The organism is Streptomyces sp. NPDC037083, assembly GCF_055606485.1.
The window spans coordinates 173,384-195,368 of record NZ_JBVJSQ010000017.1; the positions used below are offsets into that span (position 1 = coordinate 173,384).

The following is a 21,985-nucleotide window of genomic DNA, read 5'->3' on the forward strand; positions in this document are numbered from 1 at the left end:
GTCACGATCGCCCGGTTGACAGGGTGGGCACTCTTGCCGACCCCTGACACCCGGCGTAGACCAGTGCCACGGGACAGCGCTCAACGTTCGACGAGGAACGAAGAACGGGGCAGTGATGCGCAGCACGAGCAGCACCATCCGGACACGCAGGACCGTGAAGGGCGCCGCCACGCTCCTGGCAGGAGCCCTGGCACTCTCGCTCTCCGCCTGCGGCGGCGACGACGACAAGAGCAGCGGAAACGACGGCAGTACCGGAACCAAGGACTCCGGTAGCACTCTCACCCTGCCCAAGCTGAACGGCACCACTCTCGAGGTGGCCGCCGTATGGACCGGCACCGAACAGGCGAACTTCAAGAAGGTCCTCGCCGAGTTCGAGAAACGCACCGGCGCGAAGATCACCTTCGTGCCCGCGCAGGACCCGATCATCAACTTCCTGGGCTCGAAGATCGCGGGCGGCTCACCGCCGGACGTGGCCATGCTGCCGCAGCCCGGCGCCATCAAACAGGCCGCCGACAAGGGCTGGGCCAAACCGCTGGGCGCCGAGGCCCAGGCGGAGCTCGCCAAGAACTACTCGCAGGGCTGGCAGGACATCGGGAAGGTGGGCGGCAAGCAGTACGGCGTCTACTACAAGGCCGCGAACAAGTCTCTGATCTGGTACAACGCCAAGGTCCTCGAGAACGCGGGCGCGTCGGAGCCCAAGACGTGGAAGGACCTGCTGACCACCGCGCAGACGGTGTACGACTCCGGCGTCACACCGTTCTCGGTCGGCGGCGCCGACGGCTGGACGCTCACCGACTGGTTCGAGAACGTCTACCTCTCCCAGGCGGGCCCGGAGAAGTACGACCAGCTCGCCCAGCACGAGATCAAGTGGACGGACCCCTCGGTGAAGGAGGCCCTGACCACCCTGGCCCAGGTATGGGGCAAGAAGGACTGGATCGCGGGCGGGGCGAGCGGCGCGCTGCAGACCGAGTTCCCGGCCTCGGTGACACAGACCTTCACCGGCGGCGACCAGCCGAAGGCGGCCATGGTCTACGAGGGCGACTTCGTGCAGGTCAACATCGCCGACACCAAGGCGAAGGTGGGCACGGACGCGAAGGTGTTCCCGTTCCCGGCGGTCGGCGGCAGCGCGCCCGTGGTCTCGGGCGGCGACGCGGCCGTCATCCTGAAGGACTCCAAGGGAGCCCAGGCGCTCGCCACCTTCCTGGCCTCGCCGGACGCGGCCGAGATCCAGGCCAAGTTGGGCGGATACCTCTCGCCGAACAAGAACGTCGATGTGGCCGCCTATCCGAACGAGGTCCAGCGGACGATCGCCAAGGCGCTGATCGCTGCGGGCGACGACTTCCGCTTCGACATGTCCGACCAGGCCCCGCAGGCCTTCGGCGGCACGCCCGGCAAGGGCGAGTGGAAGGACCTGCAGGACTTCCTGAAGAACCCGACGAACGTGGCCGGCACCCAGGCGAAACTGGAGTCGGACGCGGCGACGGCGTACGGGAACTGACGCGGCGATGGCGACGCCCGCGGCGGGGGCTCCCGGAGCCCCCGCCCCTCCTCGCTCGCGCAGGAGCGTGACCGGCACGCGCAAAACCGTGGCAGCGCTGTTCCTGCTGCCCGCCCTGGTGCTGCTCGGCGCGCTCGTGGTCTACCCGATCGGGTACTCGGTCGTGCGCAGTTTCTACGACCAGTCAGGCGACGGCTTCGCCGGCGTCGACAACTACAAGGCCCTCTTCACGGACGAAGGCATCCGTACCGCCCTGAAGAACAACGTGATCTGGGTGGTGTTCGCGCCGACGGTCGCGACCGCGCTCGGTCTGATCTTCGCCGTGCTGACCGAACGGGTGCGCTGGGGCACCGCGTTCAAGCTGGTCGTCTTCATGCCGATGGCGATCTCGATGCTCGCCGCCGGCATCATCTTCCGGCTGGTCTACGACCAGGACCCGGACAAGGGCGTCGCCAACGCGGTGTGGGTGGGCGTGCACGACACGTTCGCGCAGGCGTCGGCGTTCCCCAAGGCCCACCCCGGCCGGAACTCGCCGCTCGAGGCCGACGGGGGCGGCTTCATCACCAAGACCCCCGTCCGGGCCGGGGTTCCGGTCCTGCTGCCCATGGTCGGGGTCGCCCCCGACCAGATGCCCGACGGCGCCGAGGCGGCCGTCGCGGCGCGACCGGAGCCCGGGAGGATCACCGGCACCGCGTGGCAGGACTTCACCCGGGGCAAGGGCGTCGGCACGCTCGGCGCTCCCGACCCGTCCGAACTGGGCTATGCCGGCATGCGGGTCGAGGCGGTGAAGGACGGCGAGGTGGTCGCCTCCACCAAGGCGGCCGACGACGGGACCTTCACCCTCCCCGCCAAGGCGGAGGGGGCTCAACTGCGGCTCCCGGCGGGCAACTTCAAGGAGGCGTACAACGGCCTGGACTGGCTCGGCCCCTCGCTGGTCACCCCGGCGATCATCGGCTCCTACATCTGGATGTGGGCGGGCTTCGCGATGGTGCTGATCGCGGCCGGTCTGGCCGGCGTCCCACGCGAACTGCTCGAAGCGGCGCGCGTCGACGGCGCCACCGAGTGGCAGGTGTTCCGCAGGGTCACCGTGCCGCTCCTCGCGCCGGTCCTGGCGGTCGTCGCAGTCACCCTCATGATCAACGTGCTGAAGGTCTTCGACCTGGTGTTCATCATCGCCCCGGGTTCCTCGCAGGACGACGCGAACGTGCTCGCCCTGGAGCTGTACCGCAAGGGCTTCTCCGAGGACCAGCCCGGCATCGCCAGCGCGATCGCGGTGTTCCTGCTGCTGCTGGTGATCCCGGTGATGTGGTTCAACGTACGCAGGCTGAGGCGGGAGGTGCGACGGTGACCGGGCGACTCGAGTGGATCATGGACAAGCTCAACGGCGGGCTGCTCCGCGCCTTCCTGATCGTCGTCGGCCTGTTCTGGCTGGTGCCGACGATCGGTCTGCTGATCTCCTCCCTGCGCTCCCCCGAGGACATGAGCGCGAGCGGCTGGTGGGAGGTGTTCAGCAAGCCCTCCCAGCTCACCTTCGACAGCTACCAGAAGCTGCTGGAGAACGGCGACATCACCAGTTCCCTGGTCAACACCGTGCTGATCACGGTGCCGGCGACGGTGCTGGTCGTCGTCATCGGCTCGCTCGCGGGCTACGCGTTCGCGTGGATGGAGTTCCCCGGCCGGGACTGGTGGTTCCTGGGTGTCGTGGGGCTGCTGGTCGTGCCCGTGCAGGTGGCGCTCATCCCGATCGCCGAACTGTTCGGCAGGATCGGCCTGTTCGGGAACATCCTGGGGGTGATCCTGTTCCACGTCGGGTTCGGACTGCCCTTCGCGGTGTTCCTGCTGCGCAACTTCTTCGCGGAGATCCCCCGCGAACTGCTGGAGGCGGCCCGCCTCGACGGGGCGGGCGAACTGCGGTTGTTCGCAAGGGTCGTGATGCCGCTCGGCGGGCCGGCCATCGCCTCCCTGGCCATCTTCCAGTTCCTGTGGGTGTGGAACGACATGCTGGTCGCGCTGGTGTTCACCAACGCCGACAGTCAGCCGATCACGGTCGCCCTGCAGACGCAGGTACGGCAGTTCGGCAACAACATCGACGTGCTGGCGCCCGGCGCTTTCATCTCGATGGTGATCCCGCTGGCCGTGTTCTTCGCGTTCCAGCGGCAGTTCGTGTCCGGCGTGATGGCCGGCGCGGTCAAGTAGCCCTGAATCCACGGGCGGGCCGAGTCATCGGCCCGCCCCCGTCCGTTCACCCGAAGTCCCCCGTATGCCTCAGAAACCGTAACCAAGTCACTCCATCGGCCGTTTTCGGGCAAGGCCCTGTCTACCGCCCGCGCCGACCCATGGATGTCCCTTGCCCAGGTTCAGTGTCATCGTCCCCGCGTACAAGGTTCAGGCGTACCTGCACGAGTGCCTCGAATCGGTGCTGTCCCAGACGTACACCGATCTCGAACTGATCGCCGTCGACGACCGGTCGCCGGACGCCTGCGGCGAGATCATCGACGAGTTCGCCGCCCGGGACGCGCGGGTGCGCGCCGTGCACCTGCCGGAGAACGTCGGCCTGGGGCGGGCCCGCAACGCCGGCCTGGACCGGGCCACCGGCGACTACCTGCTGTTCCTCGACTCCGACGACACGCTCACCCCGGACGCGCTGCGCGCGATCGCCGACCGGTTGAAGGAGACCGGCGAGCCGGACGTCCTGGTGTACGACTACGCGAGCACCTACTGGACGGGGGAGTCCGTCCGCAACAAGTTCGCGGAGCAGCTCAGCGAGGAGGGCCCGGCGCCCTTCCGGCTCCAGGACCGTCCGGGACTGCTCAGGGTGTTGATGGTGGCCTGGAACAAGGCGTACCGGCGGGAGTTCGTGCAGAGCACGGGCCTGAGGTTCCCGCCCGGCTACTACGAGGACACGCCGTGGACGTACCCGGCGCTGATGGCGGCGCGGACGCTCGCGACCTTGGACCGGGTCTGTGTGCACTACCGCCAGCGCCGCCGGGGCAACATCCTGTCCACCACGAGCCGGGAACACTTCGACGTCTTCGAGCAGTACGACCGGGTCTTCGCGTTCGTCGAGCAGCGGCCCGAACTCGCCCGGTGGCGACCGGTGTTGTTCCGCCGCATGGTCGACCACCTCTCGACGGTCTTCACCAAGCGCGACCGGCTGCCGCGCGGCTCGCGCGCCGAGTTCCTGCGCAGGGCCCGTGCGCACTACCGCCGTTACCGCACCCCTGGCGCCGCCGTGTCGCTGCGCTGCCGACTGCGCCACACCCTGGTCCACTTCGGCGTGCACCGCACCTACCGGGCGCTGGAGGCGTCCATGACGCTGCGCCGGCGCATGCACAAGACCGCCGCGAAGACGACCCGGGCGCTGCGGGCGGCCGTCCTGCAGGCCCACTACCGCGTCCAGTTGCGGCTGCCGCTGCGCGCGGACCGGGCCGTGTTCGCCGCGTACTGGGGCCGCGGCCACGGCTGCAACCCCGGCGCGCTGGAGGCCGCGTTCCGCGCCCTCGCTCCGCAGGTGCGCACGGCGTGGATCGCCCGCCCCGAGCACCAGGACGCCGTCCCGCCCGGTCCGCGGCCGGTGCGCCCGGGCACGGCCGCCTACTGGACGGCGCTGGCCCGCTCCAAGTACCTGGTGAACAACGTCAACTTCGACCGCCGGCTGGTCAAGCGCCCCGGTCAGGTCTTCGTCCAGACCCAGCACGGCACGCCGCTCAAGCACATGGGCCTCGACCTGCAGGACCGTCCGGCGGCCGCCCGCGGCATGGACTTCGACGAGCTGCTCAGGGGCGTCGACAAGTGGGACTACGTCCTGTCCGCCAACCGCCACACCACCCTCATCTGGGAGCGCGTCTACCCCGGCGGTTACGAGACCCTCGAGTACGGATACCCCCGCAACGACGTCTTCCAGCAGGCGACGGCGGCGGACGTGGCCCGGCTGCGCGAGTCCCTGGGCATCCCCCGCGACACGGTCGCCGTCCTGTACGCGCCCACCCACCGCGACTACCGCCGCAGCCAGCGCGGCCACCTCGACCTGGAGCGCGTGCTGCGCCGTCTGGGCCCGCGCTTCGTGATCCTGGCCCGGGCCCACTACTGGCAGGACCCGCTGCTCGACCGCCCGACGCCCGGTGTGATCGACGTCAGCGACCACCCGAGCGTGGAGTCGCTCTGTCTGGCCTCCGACGCGCTGATCACCGACTACTCGTCCCTGATGTTCGACTACGCCAACCTCGACCGCCCGATCGTGGTGCACGCAGACGACTGGGAGGCGTACGAGGCGGCCCGCGGCACCTACTTCGACCTGCGGGCCTTCCCGCCGGGCGCGGTCGCGCGCAGCGAGGACGAGCTGATCGACATCTTCGCGACCGGCCACTGGCGCGGCTCCCGCTCGGCCCAACTGCGCACCGCGTTCCGCGAGCGGTTCTGCCCTTACGACGACGGCCGGGCCGCCGAGCGCGTGGTCCGGCGGGTCGTGCTGGGCGAGACGGAACTGCCCGCGGTGACGCCGCTCGCCGAACGCCGGCCCGCGCCCTCGACGGCGGCGACAGCGACAGCGACGGCAGCGACAGCGACGTCGGAGGCCGAGACGGCGGCGACAGCGCCGGCGACCGCGGAGCCCGCCGCCGAGTCGGCCGTCTCCGCGAGGCGCTCGCCGCTCCGGGTCGTGCCGCGGCCCTCCGGCCCCCGTCCCGTCGTCGACCGCCGCTGAACGCCGCTCGCCCCACCGGGAGTTCGCATGCCCTCCGGTTCGTCCCGGCCCACCCCGACCCGGCCGTCCACCTGGCGCCCGACCGGACGCCCCGGCCGCGTCCGTACGGCCTGAGCACCAGGCACCGCACCGACAAGACACAGAAAGAGCAGCATGCCCCGCTTCAGCATCATCGTCCCGTCCTACGGGGACGGGGGTCCTCCCCCCGGCCGTGTGGACACGCGAGTGGGGGAGGGCCGGCTGTCCCTGGCGCTGGACTCCGTCCTCGCCCAGTCCTTCGGCGACTTCGAGGTGATCCCGGTCGCCGACGCGCCCGACTCGGTGGCCGCCGCCGTCGCCGCCCGGTACGCGCGGCGCGACTCCCGGGTGCTCCCCGCCCGGTCGGGGCCCGCGGAGGGCCTCGCCGGGGCGCGCAACGCCGGACTGCGGGCGGCGACCGGCGCGTATCTGCTGTTCCTGGACGGCGACGACACCCTCGCCCCGGGCGCCCTGGCGGCGCTGGACGCCCGCCTCGCCGAGACCGGCGACGTGGACGTCCTGTACGCCGAGCACGAGCGCGTCCCCTGGTGGGAGGGCGAGTCGGCCAACCCGGCGGCCCCGCTGCTGGCGAAGACGCCACAGGACGCCTTCTCCCCCGTCGAGGCGCCGCAGGTGACCGGGGTGCGGCTGCCGGTGTGGGGCACGCTCTACCGGCGTTCGTTCCTCGCCGAACACGAACTGGTCTTCTCGGAGGGGCACTTCACCGACGTCGGCTTCGGCGGCCTGGTCACCGTGCACGCCGGACGGGTCGCGGTCCTGCGTTCGGTCGTCGTTCGGCATCTGCTGCGGCGGCAGGGCGACCCGCTGAACCAGCCCGGCGCCCACCACATGGAACTGTTGGAGCGGATCGAGCAGGTGCTGACCCGGGCGGCCGAGCGGGGGCTGCCCGCAGACCGGTCGGGCCCGCTGTTCGAGCAGCTCTTCGCGACCGTCCTGAAGACCGCCGCGCACCCCGACCGGCTGGCCGGACGCCGCCGGGCCTTCTTCCGCCGCGCGGGCAGGCTGTACCGGCGTCACCGCCCGGCCGGTTTCCGCAGGCCGGACGGGAGCCTCGGGGTGCAGCACCGGCTGCTGGCGGCCGGCGCGTACACCGCGTTCCGGGCGCTGCGCGGCGCCAACCGGAAGGCGGCGGCGGCCGCCCGGCGGGTGCCCCGCGCCCGGGGGCTGCGCACCCGTCTGTACTACCGGCGCCAGCTGCGCCGCCGCATCGATCCCGACCTGGCCGTGTACTGCGCCTACTGGGGCCGCGGCTACGCCTGCAACCCGGCCGCGATCCACGCCAAGGCCGCCGAACTCGCCCCGCACATCCGCTCGGTGTTCCTCGTCGAGGCCGACCAGGCGCACACGGTGCCGGACGGCGTCGAGCACGCCGTCATCGGCAGCCGCCGCTACTGGCAGGTGCTGGCCCGCGCCAAGTACCTCGTCAACAACGCCAACTTCGAGGGGGCCGTCGTCAAACGCCCCGGCAGCGTGCACCTTTCCACGCAGCACGGCACCCCGCTGAAGAAGATGGGCATCGAGCAGGCCGACCACCCGGTGGTCGCCGCCGCCACCGGAAGCTTCGACCGGCTGCTGGGCCGGGTCGACCGCTGGGACTACAACCTCAGCTCGAACCGGCTGTCCACCGAGGTGTGGGAGCGGTCCTTCCCGTCCTCGTACGAGATGCTCGAGTACGGCTATCCGCGCAACGACATCTACTACACGGCGTCGGCGGACGACGTGCGTCGCGTCCGCGGTCTGCTCGGCGTCCCCGAGGGCCGCACCGCGCTCCTGTACGCGCCCACCCACCGCGACCACGACACCGGATCCGACGGCCGGCTCGACCTGCGGGCGCTGTGCGACGCCCTGGGGGACGACTTCGTGGTCCTGCTGCGCGCCCACTACTTCTACGACGACGACCGCGCCCGTCCGCGCGACGAGCGGATCATCGACGTCACGGGGCACCGCTCGGCGGAGGACGTCTGCCTCGCCGCGGACGCCCTCATCACCGACTACTCGTCGATCGTGTTCGACTACGCCCATCTCGACCGGCCCGTCGTGGTGTACGCCGACGACTGGGACGTGTACCGCGAGACGCGCGGCGTCACCTTCGACTTCCTGGGCTCCCCACCCGGCCCGGTCGCCCGCACCCCCGAGGAGCTGGCCGCCGTCTTCCGCTCCGGCCGCTGGGCGGGTCCGGAGGCGGACGAGCTGCGCGCCCGGTTCCGCGCCCGGTTCTGCGAGTTCGACGACGGCCGGTCCGCCGAGCGCGTCGTGCGCCGGGTGCTGCTCGGGGAGCCCGCCGAGCGCATCGAGCCCGCCGTTCCGCTCGCCCGGCGCACGCCCGCCCCCGCCGCCGTCACGACCTCTTCGAGGAGCTGACCTTCGTGCCCCGCTTCAGCGTCATCGTCCCCGTCTTCAAGGTGCAGGGGTTCCTGCGTGAATGCCTCGACTCCGTGCTCGGCCAGTCGTTCGACGACATCGAGGTGATCGCCGTCGACGACTGCTCGCCCGACGGCTGCGGAGCGATCCTCGACGAGTACGCGGCTCGCGACCCGCGCCTGAAGGCCGTCCACCTGCCGGAGAACGTGGGCCTGGGCCGCGCCCGCAACGCCGGCCTGCCGCACGCCACCGGGGACTACGTCCTGTTCCTCGACAGCGACGACCGCTACACGCCCGGGCTGCTGCGGGCGGTCGCCGACCGGCTCGACGCGACGCGCGACCCCGACATCCTCGTCTTCGACCACGTGCGCACACATTGGTGGGGCCGCGCGGGCCGCAGTGACGCCGCCGGGCTTCTCGAACAGGCCGGCGCCGACACGTTCGACGTGCGCGCGCACCCCGAGTACCTGCGGTTGTTCCTGGTCGCCTGGAACAAGGCGTACCGGCGGGAGTTCTTCCTCGGGCACGGCTTCCGGTACCGGCCGGGGCTGTACGAGGACGCGCCCGTCACCTACCAGACGATGGTCACCGCCGAGCGGATCGCCTGTCTGGACCGGGTGGGAGTCGAGTACCGGCAGCGCCGGCAGGGCGCGATCACCCGCACCCCCGGACGCAGGCACTTCGACATCTTCGAGCAGTACGAGGGGCTCTTCGCGTTCCTCGCCGAGCGGCCCGGTCTGGACTGGGCCCGGCCGCTGCTGTTCGAGCGGGCGCTGGACCACATGCTGTTCACCATGGCCCGCCCTGAGCGGGTGCTGCGGGCCGACCGCGCGGAGTTCTACCGGCGTATCCGGGCCTTCTACCGCAGCCACGTGCCGCCGGGCTTCGTGCCGCCGTCGGACAGCCGCCGCGCGGAGATCCGGCTGCTGGCGCTCGCCCCCTACCACCGGGCCCACCTCGGTCTCGGCCTGTGGCTGCGCGGCGGCAGGGCGGCAGGGCGCAAGGCGGGCAGGATGCGCGACCTGGTCGCCCGGCACGTCAAGCGGAGCTGGTACCGGCTGCAGCTGCGGCGGCCCCTCGACCCGGCGCTCGCCGTGTACTCCGCCGGGCACAGCCGCGCCGTGAACGGCGATCCCCTCGCCATCCACGCCCGGGCGGCCGAGCTGGCCCCGCACGTGCGGGGGGTGTGGGTCGTCCAGCCCGACGCGGTGGACCTGGTGCCGCCGGGGACGGACCACGTGACGACGGGCTCCTGGCGCTACTACCGGGTGATGGCGCGCGCCAAGCACTGGATCAACGACTGCAACTGGGCCGGCGACCTGGTGAAACGCCCCGGCGCCGTGCACGTCCAGACGCATCGGGGCACCCCGTTGAAGTACATGGCGCTGGACCTCCTCGACCGTCCCGGCGCCCGGCACGGCTCCGACGTCCGCGGCATGCTCCGGCGCAGCGACCGGTGGGACGTCAGCCTGGTCGCGAACCGGCACTCCGAGGAGGTCTGGCAGCGGGCCTACCCCTGCCACTTCACGTCGCTGCGCACCGGCAGCCCCCGCAACGACGTCCTGGTGCGGGGCGGAGCCGGGCGCGGCGCGGAGCTGCGTGAGCGGCTCGGCGTCGGGGCGTCCGAGACGGTCGTGCTGTACGCGCCGACGACGCGCGACTACCGCAAGGGCCGTCATGTCTGGCGGGTCGACCTGGAGGCGCTGGCGGGCTCGCTCGGTCCCGGGTTCCGGCTGCTGGTGCGTCTGCACCCCGGGCTGGCCCGCCATCACGAACGGGCGCTGGTGCTGCGCGACCTGCACCGCCGCGGCGCGCTGACCGACGTCACCGACGAGCCGCACGTCGAGGACGTCCTGCTGGCCGCCGACGCCCTGGTCACGGACTACTCGGCGCTGATGTTCGACTACGCCAACCTGGACCGCCCGATCGTGGTGCACGCCGACGACTGGGCCGCCTACCGGGCGGCGCGGGGCGCCTACTTCGACATCACCGCCGAGCCGCCGGGGCACGTGACGCGCTCCGACGAGGAGCTGGCGAAGGTGTTCGCCTCCGGCGCCTGGCGGGACGCCGAGTCGGCCCGGCTGCGAGCGGCGTTCCGGGAGCGTTTCTGCGAGTACGACGACGGCCGGGCCGCGGAACGCGTCGTCCGGCGGATCCTGCTGGGCGAGACCTGGGACCCGACGGACGGCGACGGCGACGGCCCGGTCGTCAGGATTCCCGGGGCGGTCGACCGCTCGGCGCGTCTGCCGGAGTACAGCTGAGCACGGTTCAGCGGGAGGCGGGCGCCGGCGACTGCCGGGCCACGCGCGGGGGCCCGACCAGGTCCCGCCCCCGCGTGCCGTGCCCTCGCAGATGACTCTCGAGCAGGAGCGGGATCCCGCACACCGGCAACAGCATCGCCATCACCATCAGCCGCGGTCCCATGGACGCCTCGGGGTGTCCCGCCTGGTTCACCAGGCCGGCGACGGCGACGCCGACGAGCAGACAGGCGGACGGCCGGTGGTACCGGAAGGCGCCCCACGCCCCGCAGGCGAGCAGGAGCAGCACCAGCGGCTGCACCAGCGCGTCGCGCAGCCACTCCCGCCAGAAGGCGAGGCTCAGGCGCAGGAACTCGGTCGCGGGGTCGCCGACGGGGTTCCTGGTGTAGTGGACGGAGAGCAGTTCCTGCAGGCTGGCCTTCGTGCTCGGCAGCCCGAGGACGTGGACGGCGAGCTGGATCAGCGCCGCGAGCGCCGTCGTCATGACGAGGATCGCCAGCTCCGGACGCCGGAGGTCCTTGCCCCGCAGCCGGCGCGCGCCGACCAGGAGCGCGGTCGTGACGGCGATCCCGGCGACGGCCAGCAGCGTCTGCGCGTACTTGACGACGGCCGCGCCGGCGAACGCGAGGACGGCGATGGTCGTCCCCGACCGGATGCGCCCGCGCAGCACGCGGACGCATCCGGCGACGGCGGCGAGGAGCAGGCACAGCAGCAGTCCCTCGCACAGGGGCAGCATGGCCTCCTTGCCCGTCGGCAGCGCGTAGTAGAGCACCTGTCCCGTCAGGGCGAGCGGAACGGAGACCCCCAGCATCCGCAGGATGAGCACGACGAACCCGCCGGCCAGGACGGTCGCCACGAGCGAGGCCAGCCACAGGCCGAGGACCGGCCCGAACGAGCGGACGAAGGGCACGGTGTACAGGGGGTATCCGGGCCTGGTGGCGAAGATCTCCGACATCCGCGGGTCGCTGAACAGGGCCATGTACCCGCTGACGTCGGTGCGCCGGGCATTGCGGGCGACGCGGTCTCCCATCGTCCGCCGGCACTGCCGCTCGGCCGTCCTGCCGGCGTCGTCGTCGCGGTAGCGCGCGAGGTCCGCGCTCTCGCGCTGCGCCGACCGGACCCGCACGCTGTCGCAGAAGTAGTCCACCGCGCGGCGGGAGGCCTCCTCCCGGCCGAGTCCCTGCAGCATGTAGCTGTGCGCCAGGTACTGGCGGGTGTCCATGGCGGCACGCCCCTGCGTCTGCGTCGACTGCGCGGCGGCGAACACCAGGGCGAACACGAGGAACCAGAAGAGGAGTACGCGTCGGTCGTTCGACGGCGACGGCGCTCGACGGAGCCGGTCAGTTCTCCACATGGTCGACTGGCCTATCACGCGTTCCGGCACGATCCCGGCCGGTGTCCGCCGCGTCGTCGTCGCGGCCGCGGGGATCCACCGTGCGGCCTAGCCGCCGAGAACATGGCGCCGCGAGCGGGAATGCGCGTGGAATGCGCCCCACTGTCCGTCCCTTCCGGCATCCGACGCCGTACCGGTTCCTCGGCACCCTGGTCTGGCTGGCGATGTCGATTCCGTACTGGCACGACCCGCTGAGCCGCGCGGCCGTGGCCGGGCCGGTCAACCTGCTGGTGCTGCTGACCGGGATGGGGCGCTTCAGCCGCGTGCTGACGGACCGTCCGTGGGCGGCGGTGCCGGCCCTGTTCGCGGTGGCGTGGCTGTGGGGCGGCCGCCTCGGGGAGACGTCGGCCGGTGGCGGCCCCGCTCACCCGTCGGCGTTCGCCGTCGGGCTGGCCTTCTGGGCCTGGGCGTCGACGGGTTCGCGCGCGGGAGCGGTGCGCTGTCGCGTCCGCTACGTCGGGCCGAGCGGTCTGAGGAGCCCTTGGGGGTACGCGTGGCTGGGCGCGCTGTACGCCCTGATCGCGTTGGTGGACCCGGTCACGTTCGCGGTGGCGGCGGTCGGGGCGGTGGCGCTGGTCGCGGGATGGGAGCGCGAGGGGCGGGCCGTGGTGGGCCGGTGGGCGCTCGCGGCCCTGGTGGCGTCGACGGCCGTGTGCTTCCGCCGGTCCACCGGCGTGCTCGCCCCGGCCCGGGAGCCCGCTGCGGATCTGCTGCGCGAGCGGCTGGGCCAAGGCGCGCCCGGGCATGTGTGGCTGGTGCTGATCGGGCTGCCCGCGCTGCTGCTGGCGGCGTGGCGGTCGAAGCGGGCGCTGGGGCAGCGGTAGCGCGAGCCGGGGGGAGCGCACCTTGTCCGCTCCCCCCGGCTTCCCCCGGCTCTCCCCCTGGCTCTCCGATCGGCGTCCTGGGGACTGCCCGTTCGGGCTGGTCGCCCGGAGGACTACTCGATGACGAGCTCGACCGGGACGTTGCCGCGGGTGGCGTTGGAGTAGGGGCAGACCTGGTGGGCCTGCTCGACGAGCTTGCGGCCGGTCGCCTCGTCCAGCGTGTCGGGCAGCTCCACGCGCAGGGTCACCTTCAGCGCGAAGCCCTCGCCCTGCTGGCCTATGCCGACCTCGGCGGTCACCGCGGCGTCGCTGACGTTCACCTTGGCCTGGCGGCCGACGAGGCCCAGGGCGCTGCCGAAGCAGGCGGCGTAACCGGCGGCGAACAGCTGCTCCGGGTTGGTGCCCTGCCCGTTGCCGCCCAGCTCCGCGGGCATGGCCAGCGCCAGGTCGATCCGGCCGTCGGAGGAGACGGCGCGACCCTCGCGGCCGTGCGTGGCGGTGGCGACAGCGGTGTAGAGCGCGTCCATGGAAAACCATCCCTCTCACATCGTTGCGGCGGCCCGGTCCGGCCGCCTCACGGAGACAAGTAGAGCACACAATTAAATTGGGCACAACCAAATAGCGCGTGAGGGTTACCCTGGAGACATGACCGCCCCGCTGCCCATCGTCGGCCAGGAGAACACCTTCGTCGGCCAGGAGAACACCGAGGAGAACTGGCTCCGCCTGGACCGCCAGATCTGCTTCTCCCTGCACGCCGCATCGCGCGCCTTCAACGGCGTCTACCGCGTGATCCTCAAGGACCTCGGGCTGACCTACCCGCAGTACCTGGTGATGCTGGTCCTCTGGGAGCAGGGGCCGCTGCCCGTCAAGCGGCTGGGCGAACACCTGCGCCTGGACTCCGGCACCCTCTCGCCGCTGCTCAAGCGCCTGGAGGCGGCCGGGCTGGTGCGGCGCGAGCGCAGCGCCCGCGACGAGCGCTCGGTGGAGGTCCGGCCGACCGAGCAGGGCGCGGAACTGCGCGAGCGGGCCCTGGAGGTGCCGCGCAGGATCGTCGGAGCCACCGGCTTCGAACTCGCCGAGATCGGTGCGCTGCGCGAGCAGCTGGACCAGCTCACCGCCGCCCTGGACGCGGCGACCGCCCAGGAGGCGCCGGGAGGCCCGTAGCCGGGCGGCGGACGTAGAGGCTGAGGGTCACGCCGTCGCGTTCACCCTCCCACCGAGGGGTGAAGCGCTCCTCCACGGCCACGAGTTTGAGGCGCTCGGTCGGCTCGCCGGGAAACCAGCGCGAACGCAGCGCGTACGGCTCGGAGACCACCCAGAGCCGCTTCACCGAGGCGAGCCTGCGCTGCAGTTCCCGGGGCCCGACCTCGCGCCCGTACAGCGTGCCGGACTCGGCCCCGGGCGTCTTCAGCGCCAGATCCCGCACCCCCCGGAAACCCTTCGGGTACGCGAGCGCCGCGCGCCGCCCGAGGGACGGCAGGAACAGCACCGGATCACCCGGGCGGACCTCGCGGACGGCCAGGGCCGAGACGGCGGCGAGGTTGTCGGGGCGGTGGGCCGGGGTCCGGTAGTGGCGGTGCAACGGGAGCAGGTGGAGGAAGACCAGGGCGACGGCCAGCGCCCCCGCGGCGGTGACCGTCCCCGGGCGGGGCCGGCGGCCCGCGAGGCCGGCCAGCCGGTCGGCCCCGGCCGCGATCAGCAGCGGCGCCCCCGCCATGGCATAGAGGACGTACCGGTCGTGATACAGCGGCCTGACCTGCGAGATCAGCATCAGGAGAGCCGGCGGCACGATCGTCAGCGGCGCCATGACGGCCGTCGTCCGCCCCACCGAGAGCCCCACCGCCATCAGCGCCAGACACCCCCAGAACACCACCCCCCGGGGGCCCGCGGCGAAGCTCCGCAGCAGCCGTTCCGCGCTCTCCCAGTCCGGCACCGGCAACCACTCGACCTGCCGTGACTGCACCCGCGAGACCAGCACCAGGGGCAGCAGGACGACTCCCACCGCCGCGGCCGTCCGGGCCCAGGACCGCCAGACCCGCTTGGGCGCCCGCAGCAGCGCGAGCGTGAGCGCGTGGGCGCACAGCACGAACACCGCCAGCTCGTGCAGCAGGCACGTCACGGCGACGACCGACCCGTAGGCCCACCACGACCGCGCCGACGATCCCGCACGCCCGGCCCCGCCCGGCCCGTCGTCCAGTGCCCGCACCAGCAGCAGTGTCGCGCCCGCCGCGCCCGCCGCGACCAGCGCGTACGAGCGGCCCTCCTGCGCGTAGTGGCCGGCCAGCGGGGTCACCGCGTACACCAGGCCCGCCCACAGGCCGACCCGGGGACGGGCCAGCCGCACCCCGAGGGCCGCGACCAGGGCCGCCGTGACGGCGGCCGCGCAGACCGACGGCAGGCGCAGGACGACCTCCCCCGGGTGGACGGCGAGGACGACGTGCATGAGGAGGTAGTACAGGCCGTGCACCGCGTCCACGCCGTGCAGCAGCCGCCAGATCTGCGGCACCGTCCGCCGGGCGACCTGGAAGGTGACGGCCTCGTCGCGCCATATGCCGCCGCGGTCGAGACCCCACAGGCCGAGGGCGAGCATGACGGCCGCTGGGACGGTGACGGCCAGGACTTCGGGACGGGCTGTCTTCTGCGAGCGCGCACACACCACGTCCGCGATTCTGCTGCGCAAGCCCACCCATCACGGCGATTGACGGCTCATTAGGTATGTAATGGAGCAAAAGAGACAGTCATCGTGATTACCATCCGCACTGATGGACATCACGACGAAGCGTCGCCTGCTCGCCCTCGCCGCCGCGTGGTTCGCCACCCGCGCCGTGATGCTGTGGCTGCTCGTCCACAGCGCCTCGCCGCTGCTGGGCGGCGGACGGGTCGCGCGCGAGGTGTGGGGGCTGTACCACCGCTGGTACGACGTCCTCACACAGGGCGGCCTCCCGGCGCACGACCCGCTGTGGCAGTACCCGCCGGGCGCCGGCCCGGTCCTGCTGTCGCCCGCCCTGCTGCCGGGCCTGACGTACTTCCAGGCGTTCGTCGCCCTCACCGTCGTCGCCGACGCGGCGACGGGGCTGGCCCTGGCCCGCGCGGGCGCCCGCACCGGCCGGTCCCTGCTCGGAGCCGCCCTGTGGACGGGCGGGCTGCCGCTGCTGCTGCACGTGCCCTTCGTGCGCTACGACGTACAGGTCACGGCCCTCGCCGTCATCTCTCTGGTGACGCTGTCGCGCTCCACGCGCGCGTGCGGGGCGTTCGCGGCACTGGGCGCGCTGGTGAAGGTGTGGCCGGCGCTGGTGCTGCTGGGCACGCCGAGGGGGCGGGAGACGAAGTCGGCGTGGAGGTGGGCGGCGACCACGGGGGTGGCGTCGCTCGCCCTCCTCGCCCTGGCGTTCCGCGACCCCCTGTCCTTCCTGCTCCAACAGGGCACCAGGGGCGTGCAGATCGAGTCCCTGGGCGGCACGGCCTTCCTGCTCGCCTCGCACGCCGGCTGGCCGGGCGCGGCCCGCTACCGGTACGGCGCGATGGAGTTCGTCGGCCCCTACGTCTCCTCCGTCGCCCATGCGTCCCTGGCGCTGACCGCCGTGGCCTTCGGCCTGCTGGTGCTGTGGCGGGTCCGCGCCCGCCGCTGGACGCCGGCCACCCCCTACGACGCCGCCCTGAGCGCCGTGCTGCTGTTCACCGTCACCAGCAGGGTGATCAGCCCGCAGTACATGATCTGGCTGCTGGGCCTGGCCGCCGTCTGCCTGACCTCACGGCACACCACGCAGCGCCCGGTGGCCGTGCTGCTCCTGGCGGCGACCGCGGTCAGCACGGTGATCTACCCCCTGAACTACTGGGAGGTCGTCAGCTGCACCTGGACCGGCACGACGCTGATGGTGGTGCGCAACGCCCTGCTGGCGGCGGCGGCCGGGCTGTCCTATCTCCGCCTGTGGCGCTCCGGAACGGCCCGCGTCGAGCCCGGCCCGGAGAGTTGTCCACAGGCTCGGCGCGAGATCCGGGCGCCTGCTTCACTGTGAGACGACCCGTACACCAAACCGCACCATCACCCACCATGACCCACCATCACGGGCTATCGCCTGCCATCGCATGCCCATTCACGGACCGACGGACGAGGGGGACGCCACGATGACCTGGTTGATCACGGGCGGCGCCGGCTACATCGGGGCGCACGTCGTACGGGCGATGACCGGAGCGGGCGAGCGGGCCGTGGTCTACGACGACCTGTCCACGGGGCTCGCCGAGCGCGTGCCGGGCGAGGTGCCGCTGGTGGTGGGCTCCACGCTGGACGGGGAGCGGGTCGCGCGCGCCCTCGCCGAGCACTCCGTCACGGGCGTCGTCCACCTCGCGGCGAAGAAGCAGGTCGGCGAGTCGGTGGACCGGCCGCTGCTCTACTACCGGGAGAACGTGGAGGGCCTCAGAGTCCTCCTGGACGCGGTGACGGCAGCCGGGGTGCCGTCCTTCGTCTTCTCCTCCTCGGCCGCGGTGTACGGGATGCCCGACGTCCCCCTGGTCACGGAGGACACCCCGTGCGCCCCGCTGTCGCCCTACGGCGAGACGAAGCTGGCGGGCGAGTGGCTGGTGCGGGCGACGGGCCGGGCCACGGGCCTGGCCACGGCCTCGCTGCGCTACTTCAACGTGGCCGGGGCGGCCCGCGCCGACCTCGCGGACGTCGGCGTCTTCAACCTCGTCCCCATGATCTTCGAGAGGCTCACCGGGAACACGGCCCCGCTCGTCTTCGGCGACGACTACCCGACCCCGGACGGCACCTGCGTCCGCGACTACATCCATGTGGTCGACCTGGCGGAGGCCCATGTGGCCGCCGCGCACGCCCTCCAGGCCCACCCCGGGCGCGATCTGACCTTGAACATCGGGCGCGGCGAGGGCGTCTCGGTGCGGGAGATGATCGACCTCGTCAACGCCGTCACCGGGTACGACCGGCCGCCGACGGTCACCGCACGCCGCCCCGGCGACCCGGCCCGCGTGGTCGCCGCCGCCGACCGCATCGCCGTCGAACTGGGCTGGAAGGCACGACACGACGTCCGCGACATGGTCACCTCCGCCTGGCAGGGCTGGACCCGACGGCATCCGGACGCGGCCCGCGGACAGGCCCGCGGACAGGAACGGCCGGGAACGGCTCGTAGGCTGCCCGGATGACCGATCCCGCAGACGCCGTCGAACACCCCTTCGTGCAGCCTCTCGCGCACCCCGGTGTGCGGCCCGACGCCCGAGCCGTCGGGTGCGTCGTGGGCTCCGCCGTCGGAGACGCGCTGGGCGCGCCCTTCGAGTTCGGACCGGAGGGAGCCTTCTCGGAGCGCTTCCCGCGTCCCGGTCACGGGGGCGAGATGTGCGGGGGAGGCGGCTGGGACCGAGGAGAGGCGACCGACGACACACAGATGGCCGTCCTCGTCGGGGAGTCCCTGCTGGAGTGCGGCGGACTGGACCCTGCGGACGTCTTCCGGCGGTTCCAGCGCTGGGCCGCCGCCGATCCCAAGGACATCGGCCTGCAGACCGAGCAGGTCCTCAGCAGCGGCGACCCCTGGGAGACGGCCGCCGCGCTGCACTTCCAGACCAGTGGACGGGCCGCGGGCAACGGCTCGTTGATGCGGGCCGCGACCTCCGCCGTGCACTACGCCCCGCACGGCCGCGCGGCCACGATGGACGCGGGCCGCCGCCTCGCCGCCCTCACCCACGGGGACCGCGCCGCGTGGGAGGGCACGGCCGTCTTCCATGAGCTGGTGCGCGTCGCCCTCACGGGCGCCGACCCGCTGGCCGCGCTCCCGGAGACGCTCGCCGAGGTCCACCCCGACCATCGCGAGCGGTACGCGGCCGTCCTCGCCCCCGACTGGCACCCGGACCTGGCCACCGAGTTCAACGGCGCCGTCTGGCCCTGTCTCGGATCTGCCGTGTGGGCGCTGCGTACGACCTCCTGCTTCGAGGACGCCGTGCGGGCCGCCGTCGACCTCGGCGGCGACACGGACACCGTCGCGGCGGTGACGGGCGGGCTCGCCGGGGCCGTCCACGGGATCGACGACGTCCCCGAGCGGTGGACCGCCGCGCTGCACGTGCCACTGCCGGGGTACGGCGACCGCGTCCTGCGCCTGCCCGAACTCACCGCCCTGGCCACGCACCTGACCGCCGCCTGAAACCCCGGCCCGGTCTCCGAGCTCCGAACTCCGACCTTCCGGCTCCGGGCTCCGGCGTTCGGGCTCGGATAGGGCAGGCCGCCCGCCCCCGGACGGCTACAGCGCCTTGATGGCCTCGGCGGTCGCCCGAGCCAGGGCGGCCAGGTAGCCCTGGGGCAGCTTCGGGCTGCGGATCACCACCGAGCGCCAGTAGAGCGGACCCGAGATCAGGTCCAGCGCCAGCTCCTCGTTCAGCCCCTCGCGGATCTCGCCGCGTTCCCCGGCCGCCGCCACGATCTTCAGGGCGACCCCCTCCTGCCCTTCCCGAAGCACCTTTTGCAGGGCCTCGGCGATCTCGGGGTTGCGGGCCGCCTCGGCCTGCAGGTCGGGGATGATCTGCGAGGCCACCGGGTGGCGCAGCGCCCGCGAGGTCACCTCGTACAGCATCCGCAGGTCGCCCTCCAGGCTGCCCGTCTCCGGGGCCGGCAGGCCCTGCACGGCGATCACCGAGACGATGTCGAGGACCAGATGCAGCTTGGAGCGCCAGCGCCGGTACACCGCGGTCTTGCCCACGCCGGCGCGGCGGGCGATGCCCTCGATGGACATCCGCGCGTAGCCGACGGTCGCGAGCTCCTCGAACACGGCGGCCCGGATGGCCTCCGTCACGTCCTCGCGGAGCACGGCCGCGCCCGCGGGTGCCCGGCGGCGTGGGCGCGCCTGGGGCCCGTCGGCGTTCGTCGCGTTCGTCGTCATGCGGACCAGCATAGGGCGTTACGACGAAACGGTTGCGTTCCGACGTATGATCGGCCTACTCTCACGTTGCGACGATACGGTCCCGTCCCGACGTAAGAAAACGTGAAGAAAAGCGTAAGGAAACGTCGTGCGACGGCACGCCGGACCCCTGCGCCCCCTCCCCCCGAGTGAAAGCAGCGGATGTGAGTCAGGTCCTCCACACACCGCCCCGTACCGAGGCCGCGCCCCACGGCGACCTCGCGGCCCTGGCGGCACGGCACGGCCTCACGGTCAGCGGCGCCCGCCCTTCCCTGCCGGAGTACATCCGCCAGCTCTGGGCGCGCCGCCACTTCATCACCGCGTTCGCCACCGCCAAGCTCACCACGACCTACAGCCAGGCGAAGCTGGGCCAGATCTGGCAGGTGATGACCCCGCTGCTGAACGCGGCGGTCTACTACTTCATCTTCGGCGTGCTGCTGAACACCAAGCGGGGCGTGGCGGACTTCATCCCGTTCCTGGTCACGGGCGTCTTCGTGTGGACGTTCACCCAGACTTCGATCATGACCGGCACCCGCGCCATCTCCAGCAACATCGGCCTGGTCCGCGCCCTGCACTTCCCGCGGGCCGCGCTGCCGATCTCGTTCTGCCTGCAGCAGCTGCAGCAACTGCTGTTCTCGATGGCCGCCCTGGTGTTCATCCTGCTCGCCGTGGGCGTCCCGCCGGCCCCCTCCTGGATCCTCGTGATCCCGGCCCTGACGCTCCAGTTCGTCTTCAACGCCGGCGTCTCCATGATCATGGCCCGGCTGGGCGCCAAGACGCCGGACGTCGCGCAGCTCATGCCGTTCGTCCTGCGCACCTGGATGTACATCTCCGGTGTGATGTGGAGCATCGACAACCTGATCAAGCAGCACCACGGCATGCCGCCGTGGGTCGCCGAGCTGCTGCGGGCCAACCCCGCCGCCGTCTACATCGACCTGATGCGCTTCGCGCTGATCGACACCTTCCACGCGAGCCAGCTGCCGCCCCACGTATGGCTGGTCGCGACCGCCTGGGCGCTGCTCGCAGGCGTCGGCGGGTTCATCTACTTCTGGAAGGCTGAGGAGACGTACGGCCGTGGCTGACATCGCTGACAACGCATCGCGCACCGCCCCCTTCGACATCGCCGACGAGCGGTCCCCGACCGTCGTCGCCGACAGCGTCGACATCGTCTACCGCGTCAACGGCACCGTCGGCGGCCGGGGCAGCGCGACGGCCGCCCTCAACCGCATCGTGCGCCGCAAGCAGGCCGAGAAGGCGTCGGGCGTGCGCACCGTGCACGCCGTCAGGAACGTCTCCTTCGTCGCCTACAAGGGCGAGGCGATCGGGCTGATCGGCACCAACGGCTCCGGCAAGTCGACCCTGCTCAAGGCGATCGCCGGACTGCTCCCCGTGGAGCGCGGCAAGATCTACACCGACGGCCAGCCCTCCCTCCTCGGCGTCAACGCGGCCCTGATGAGCGACCTGACCGGCGAGCGCAACGTCTACCTCGGCGGACTGGCCATGGGCATGACGCGCGAGGAGATCAAGGAGCGCTACCAGGAGATCGTCGACTTCTCCGGCATCAACGAGAAGGGCGACTTCATCTCCCTGCCGATGCGCACCTACTCGTCCGGCATGGGCTCGCGGCTGCGGTTCTCCATCGCCGCGGCCAAGGACCACGACGTCCTGCTCATCGACGAGGCCCTGGCCACCGGCGACGCCAAGTTCCGCAACCGCTCCGCGGAGCGCATCCGTCAGATGCGCGAGCACGCGGGCACCGTGTTCCTCGTCAGCCACAGCAACAGCTCGATCCTCGAGACCTGCGAGCGCGCGCTGTGGCTGGAACGCGGCGAGCTGCGCATGGACGGGCCCGCGGAGGACGTCGTCAAGGCGTACGAGGCCTTCACCTCGGACCCCAAGGCCAAGAAGAAGTAGCCGCCGGACGGCACACGAGGAGGGCGCCCCCCGAAGGTTCGGGGGGCGCCCTCCTCGTGGTGGTGCCGTCCACGAAGGGCGGTCGTGCCGCCCATGGGTGGCG

Annotated in this window: 17 protein-coding genes; 13 read left to right on the forward strand and 4 right to left on the reverse strand. The window is 72.2% G+C overall.

Translation table 11 applies throughout. From position 1 onward, the window contains the following. Positions 1-115: 115 nt before the first annotated feature. The 6 genes from ACZ7DE_RS36045 (at position 116) to ACZ7DE_RS36070 (ending at position 10,861) form a co-directional block, all read left to right on the forward strand. The gene (locus tag ACZ7DE_RS36045) at positions 116-1,498 is read left to right on the forward strand and encodes an ABC transporter substrate-binding protein (protein WP_470768616.1); all 1,383 of its coding nucleotides are present in this window, start codon (positions 116-118) and stop codon (positions 1,496-1,498) included. Between the two features lie 7 nt (positions 1,499-1,505). Continuing rightward, positions 1,506-2,846: a carbohydrate ABC transporter permease gene (locus tag ACZ7DE_RS36050; protein ID WP_470768617.1), complete on the forward strand. Its 1,341-nt coding sequence runs from the start codon at positions 1,506-1,508 to the stop codon at positions 2,844-2,846. Between the two features lie 20 nt (positions 2,847-2,866). Beyond that, positions 2,867-3,694 (forward strand): carbohydrate ABC transporter permease, encoded by an 828-nt coding sequence (locus tag ACZ7DE_RS36055; RefSeq protein WP_470768659.1) that lies wholly within the window; start codon positions 2,867-2,869, stop codon positions 3,692-3,694. Between the two features lie 151 nt (positions 3,695-3,845). Further along, positions 3,846-6,200, forward strand: coding sequence for a bifunctional glycosyltransferase/CDP-glycerol:glycerophosphate glycerophosphotransferase (locus tag ACZ7DE_RS36060; RefSeq protein WP_470768618.1), 2,355 nt, complete (start codon positions 3,846-3,848; stop codon positions 6,198-6,200). A gap of 153 nt (positions 6,201-6,353) precedes the next feature. Further along, complete coding sequence (locus ACZ7DE_RS36065; RefSeq protein WP_470768619.1) at positions 6,354-8,600, forward strand: bifunctional glycosyltransferase/CDP-glycerol:glycerophosphate glycerophosphotransferase; 2,247 nt, start codon at positions 6,354-6,356, stop codon at positions 8,598-8,600. Between the two features lie 5 nt (positions 8,601-8,605). After that, positions 8,606-10,861 (forward strand): bifunctional glycosyltransferase/CDP-glycerol:glycerophosphate glycerophosphotransferase, encoded by a 2,256-nt coding sequence (locus ACZ7DE_RS36070; RefSeq protein ID WP_470768620.1) that lies wholly within the window; start codon positions 8,606-8,608, stop codon positions 10,859-10,861. A 7-nt stretch (positions 10,862-10,868) separates the two neighbouring features. Here the strand turns inward: ACZ7DE_RS36070 and ACZ7DE_RS36075 are convergent, their stop codons facing one another. Continuing rightward, complete coding sequence (locus ACZ7DE_RS36075) at positions 10,869-12,212, reverse strand: hypothetical protein (RefSeq protein WP_470768621.1); 1,344 nt, start codon at positions 12,210-12,212, stop codon at positions 10,869-10,871. Between the two features lie 131 nt (positions 12,213-12,343). Between ACZ7DE_RS36075 and ACZ7DE_RS36080 the strand changes: the two genes are divergently transcribed. Then, complete coding sequence (locus tag ACZ7DE_RS36080; protein ID WP_470768622.1) at positions 12,344-13,075, forward strand: hypothetical protein; 732 nt, start codon at positions 12,344-12,346, stop codon at positions 13,073-13,075. A gap of 113 nt (positions 13,076-13,188) precedes the next feature. On the opposite strand, the gene ACZ7DE_RS36085 is transcribed toward ACZ7DE_RS36080, so the two are convergent. Then, the gene (locus ACZ7DE_RS36085; protein ID WP_470768623.1) at positions 13,189-13,602 is read right to left on the reverse strand and encodes an organic hydroperoxide resistance protein; all 414 of its coding nucleotides are present in this window, start codon (positions 13,600-13,602) and stop codon (positions 13,189-13,191) included. A gap of 118 nt (positions 13,603-13,720) precedes the next feature. On the opposite strand from ACZ7DE_RS36085, the gene ACZ7DE_RS36090 reads away from it, so the two are divergent. Beyond that, positions 13,721-14,239, forward strand: a complete 519-nt coding sequence (locus tag ACZ7DE_RS36090) for a MarR family winged helix-turn-helix transcriptional regulator (RefSeq protein ID WP_470768624.1) — start codon at positions 13,721-13,723, stop codon at positions 14,237-14,239. Here the strand turns inward: ACZ7DE_RS36090 and ACZ7DE_RS36095 are convergent. After that, the gene (locus tag ACZ7DE_RS36095) at positions 14,187-15,734 is read right to left on the reverse strand and encodes a glycosyltransferase family 39 protein (protein ID WP_470768625.1); all 1,548 of its coding nucleotides are present in this window, start codon (positions 15,732-15,734) and stop codon (positions 14,187-14,189) included. The genes ACZ7DE_RS36090 and ACZ7DE_RS36095 overlap by 53 nt on opposite strands. Positions 15,735-15,837: 103 nt before the next feature. Between ACZ7DE_RS36095 and ACZ7DE_RS36100 the strand changes: the two genes are divergently transcribed. The 3 genes from ACZ7DE_RS36100 to ACZ7DE_RS36110 all read left to right on the forward strand — a co-directional run bounded on the left by ACZ7DE_RS36100 (position 15,838) and on the right by ACZ7DE_RS36110 (position 19,218). Then, positions 15,838-17,091, forward strand: coding sequence for a glycosyltransferase 87 family protein (locus ACZ7DE_RS36100; protein ID WP_470768626.1), 1,254 nt, complete (start codon positions 15,838-15,840; stop codon positions 17,089-17,091). A gap of 109 nt (positions 17,092-17,200) precedes the next feature. Continuing rightward, positions 17,201-18,229 carry a UDP-glucose 4-epimerase GalE gene (galE, locus tag ACZ7DE_RS36105; RefSeq protein WP_470768660.1) on the forward strand — a complete coding sequence of 343 codons (1,029 nt, stop codon included), beginning with the start codon at positions 17,201-17,203 and terminating at the stop codon, positions 18,227-18,229. Continuing rightward, positions 18,226-19,218, forward strand: a complete 993-nt coding sequence (locus tag ACZ7DE_RS36110) for an ADP-ribosylglycohydrolase family protein (protein ID WP_470768627.1) — start codon at positions 18,226-18,228, stop codon at positions 19,216-19,218. Before galE ends, ACZ7DE_RS36110 begins: the two co-directional genes overlap by 4 nt. A gap of 96 nt (positions 19,219-19,314) precedes the next feature. On the opposite strand, the gene ACZ7DE_RS36115 is transcribed toward ACZ7DE_RS36110, so the two are convergent. Then, the gene (locus tag ACZ7DE_RS36115; RefSeq protein ID WP_470768628.1) at positions 19,315-19,962 is read right to left on the reverse strand and encodes a TetR/AcrR family transcriptional regulator; all 648 of its coding nucleotides are present in this window, start codon (positions 19,960-19,962) and stop codon (positions 19,315-19,317) included. A gap of 170 nt (positions 19,963-20,132) precedes the next feature. On the opposite strand from ACZ7DE_RS36115, the gene ACZ7DE_RS36120 reads away from it, so the two are divergent. Both ACZ7DE_RS36120 and ACZ7DE_RS36125 read left to right on the forward strand, forming a co-directional pair. Continuing rightward, the gene (locus ACZ7DE_RS36120; RefSeq protein WP_470768629.1) at positions 20,133-21,050 is read left to right on the forward strand and encodes an ABC transporter permease; all 918 of its coding nucleotides are present in this window, start codon (positions 20,133-20,135) and stop codon (positions 21,048-21,050) included. A gap of 1 nt (position 21,051) precedes the next feature. Beyond that, the gene (locus ACZ7DE_RS36125; protein ID WP_470768661.1) at positions 21,052-21,882 is read left to right on the forward strand and encodes an ABC transporter ATP-binding protein; all 831 of its coding nucleotides are present in this window, start codon (positions 21,052-21,054) and stop codon (positions 21,880-21,882) included. Positions 21,883-21,985: the final 103 nt, after the last annotated feature.